Origin of the sequence: Pinirhizobacter sp. (genome assembly GCF_035317885.1) — a bacterium.
GTDB lineage: Bacteria > Pseudomonadota > Gammaproteobacteria > Xanthomonadales > Rhodanobacteraceae > Pinirhizobacter.
In genome coordinates this window covers 1-3,559 of sequence record NZ_DATHFX010000101.1, presented here as the reverse complement: position 1 = coordinate 3,559, position 3,559 = coordinate 1, and the positions used below count along the sequence as shown (strand labels likewise).

At 63.9% G+C, this 3,559-nt stretch carries 1 protein-coding gene and 3 pseudogenes; all 4 read right to left on the bottom strand.

The window, feature by feature from the left end; all coding sequences use genetic code 11:
- Positions 1–5 precede the first annotated feature (5 nt).
- Positions 6–824: pseudogene (locus VK519_RS17820) on the bottom strand (alpha-N-acetylglucosaminidase C-terminal domain-containing protein); the annotation flags it as partial.
- Between the two features lie 48 nt (positions 825–872).
- A pseudogene (locus VK519_RS17815) lies at positions 873–1,859 on the bottom strand (alpha-N-acetylglucosaminidase TIM-barrel domain-containing protein); the annotation flags it as partial.
- 6 nt (positions 1,860–1,865) lie between these two features.
- Positions 1,866–2,171: pseudogene (locus VK519_RS17810) on the bottom strand (alpha-N-acetylglucosaminidase N-terminal domain-containing protein); the annotation flags it as partial.
- The coding region (locus tag VK519_RS03165) for a GH39 family glycosyl hydrolase (RefSeq protein WP_324347598.1) at positions 2,171–3,559 on the bottom strand (1,389 nt) is incomplete at its 5' end. The pseudogene VK519_RS17810 and the gene VK519_RS03165, both read right to left, overlap by 1 nt.

Genomic DNA, 3,559 nt, shown 5'->3' with positions numbered 1-3,559 from the left:
AGGAACTAGCGATGAACGAGTTCGGCAACTTGTTTCGCCAGCGTGTACGCGTCGTGCGACGGCGTGGCACTGTAAGCCTTGTTCGCGTGATTGAACGCATCGCCCCGGGCGAACCAGTCGACGTGCGCGGGTGGCTGGTGCGTAGCCAGCGAAGCATCGAGCGTGGCGAAGAAGGCTTGCCAGCGGGGGCGGTAATAGTCGCGCGTCAATCCCGACCAATCCTTGTTGCCATAATCGTGCAGGTCCGCTCCTTCGCTTGCCTTGCGATCGCCCCAGGTGGTGAGGATCGAGCGCGCATCGTAGTGCAGCACGGCATCTTCACCCGGGTTGGACGCCCAGCCCTTCACATGGGCAAGCCACGTCCCCAGCATGAAGTCCGCATCGGTCGCCAGCAGCTTGTCCTGCACGTCCATCAGCGACAGCCAGCGATCCTCGAGCGTTCGCAAGCCTCGTGCATCGCCGGCCTTGAAGGCCTGCTTGATCTGCGGCAACAGCCGGCGGCTTTCATTGGCCAGTACCTGGCGGGCTATATCGACCAGGTCGTATCGATAGGTCGGCGTGCCACGCAAGGCCGGGGCAACCTCAAGCAGTTCGTCCAGCGCGCCGCGGAACCGGTCTGGATCGTAGCGCAGGCCCTCCGGCGACCAGTTCGATGCGCGGTTCACATCCAGCGACGGCTGCGCCGCGAAGAGCGATTCCTGGCCGGCGTCGCGTTCGCTATGGAACTCAACACCTTCCGGGTGGAGGTCATAGGCGGTATCCAGGAGGATTCGCCACGCGGCACGCGCATGCGCATCGTCGCCGCCGTAGCGACGCCGTGCATAAGCGTCGGCCCAGGCGTAGCGGTCCACGGGGCCATCGTGCCAGGCCATTTCGGTGAAGAGCTCAAAGGCAAACGGATTGGAATCCATCCCTTCGGGAAATACCGCGGTGCCCACCATGTTGGCGTTGGCCGTACGCATGCGCGGCAAGCGCTCGGTGTAGTTACGGATGTTCGTGCCCAGCGTGGTGCGGCCGCCGAATGCCCAGATTCCGCCGAACAGGAAGGGCGCGCCCTGGAAATCGTGCATGCGGTTGTCGCGCGGGACCTTGTCGTGGTCGATATCGATGATGAAAAGCTTGGACCGGTCGACCCCGGCCAATAGATCCTGGCGGGGATTGCCCTGCCAGGCCAGCATCATCCAGGCCGCCCCCGGGTGCGCGGCGTGCAAAGCGCCTTGCACGGCACGCGCCGCCTCGGGTACGGGAACGTCGCCCGAGTCGCCGCCTTCCTGGAACACTTCCATGTCGTAGATCGCGCTGTCGCCGAAGAGTTCACGCTGGTGCCGGTAGAACGATGCCGCCACTTTCGCGAACATCCGGTCACGCGGATCGAGCCAGCCCGGCCGGGTGAAGCCGGCCCATTCACCCTGAGGCACGACGTGGGCGCCCGGAAAGCGCGTGGTGAAGTCGGCCGGCACGATGCCGTAGAAGCCGGGGAATACCGGCGTGATGCCCAGCTCGCGCAAGCGCGCCACGATGCGACGGGCCGAAGCTGCGCGCTTGTCCAGCAAGGTTTGGCTGATGGGAGCGTTGAAGCAGCACAGATTGCCCATCAGCTGCCAGTTCTGGTGCGCCGGTTGGGTAATCCAGCCGCGAATCGCGGCATCGTCGTAACCGAAATCGGCGAATGTTCGGTAGAGCACGGTGTCCATGCCGCGCTCGACGATCATGGCGTTGATGCCTGACAGGGCCAGCACGTCGATCTCGTGCTCCCAGCGTGGCCAGTCCCAATAAGGTGAGCTATAGCCGTCGGTGTTCTGGTTCAGCGCGTAGCGCCAGGCGAAGGCCGACGTGCGCTCGATGGTATGCGCCGGCAACGGCAGCCCGGGATCGAAGCGGCTGCCATTGGTGGACACCTGGCCATGCGCCACGTATTTCAGATACCAGTTCACACCAGCAAGCAGCGCACTGGCACTGGTGCCCTCCACCCGCGGATGGCCTTCGCGGTCGAGGATGCGAAAGCGCTCGCCCTCGCCTGCCATCGAAGCAAGCTCAAGCGCTGCGAAGCGTGCGGGAAACAGGCGATGTACCACGCCGCGCACCGGCGCCACGTCGAACGGCTTCGCCCAGGCTGCCGGCAGTGCCAGCAGCAGGACGAAAGTCACGCAGGCCCGACGTAGCGCGCGCATCATTTACCCGCAGCAGGAATCTCGATCACCACCAGGCCCTGGGGCGGGATGTCCAGGCCAAGCTTGCCGCCGGTGATGGCGACGCGCTCGGCAGGTGCCATCTCGCCGGCCTTGCGCAGCTTGACGATCTGCTCGCGGCTGGGGAATGGCGGCCGCCCCATGGCATCGAACGTGGCCACGGCGTTGCCGTGCGTCTCGTCCAGGCGCCACACGGTGGCGTGGCCGCCGCCATGGGCCACGTCAAACTGGAAGTGGCGCACGTCGCCCTTTGGTTTGCCCGGCGTGTACTGGTCGGTGTTACCCACGGGCTCCGCGTAGTTCCAGGCCGCGATCACCACCGTGCCGTCCTTGCGACGCGTTACCAGCGCGCTGTCGGTCGTTGCCGGCAGCCGTTCGTCGCCAAGCTTGTGCAGCATGGCGAAGGCGTTGAAGGCGGGCTTGGGGATGCGGTCGGCGGCGATCAGGCCGAAGCCGCCGTAGAACGGCGTACGCACCACGCCCTGTTCCTCGAACACATCCGAGAACGACCAGTAGCTCATGATGTCGACCTTGCCTGCACACAGGCGGATGGTGTTGGCCATCCACGGACCCATGTACACGGTGTCGGTGACATTGGGCAGGTTGGCGTAGGAGGCGTTGAACTCGCTCATGATGAACGGAAGCTTCGGGTACGGCGAGGCTTCGATCTCCTTGTGCACCTTGTCCACCGCGCGGCACACCATGTCCGAACGCGGGATCTTCTCATCGGTCTTGAAGACGTTATCGGCGGTGTCGTCACCGTAGACATGGGTGCTTACGAAATCCACTGGCACGTTTTCCTTCTTCACGTGCGCCAGGAACGCGGGCACCATCGCCGCCTGCGCCGTGGATGGGCCGCCGACATGGATGCGCTTGTCCACCGACTTGAGCGCGCGCGCGGTGTTGTCGTAGAGCTCAAGGTAGGTCGATTCGACCGGCCGCCCGGTCCAGAAACCATTCGGCTCGTTCCACACCTCGAAGTACCAGCTGGATATTTCCTCGATACCGTAGCGTTCGATCAGGTGCTTGGCGAACGCTTGCATCATGCCGTTCCAGAGTTTGTAATCCTTCGGCGGCGCAATGTTCGGGTGGTCCCAGAAATCATGCAGGGCCTTCGGGTCGGAGGAAAATTCCGGCGGCATGAAGGACAGTTCGACGAAGGGCTTCACGCCACGCTCTAGCAGGCCATCGTAGATCTGGTCGACGTACGACCAGTTGTACTGCCAGGTGCCGTCCTTATTGGCGGTGATCACGCCGACATCGCGGTTGAAGATGCCGTGGAAACGAACATGCTGGAAGCCGGTGGCGGCCTTGACCTTTTCCAGGTCCTTCCGGTAGTCGTCGCGTAAGGCCAGGGATGCAGTACCCGA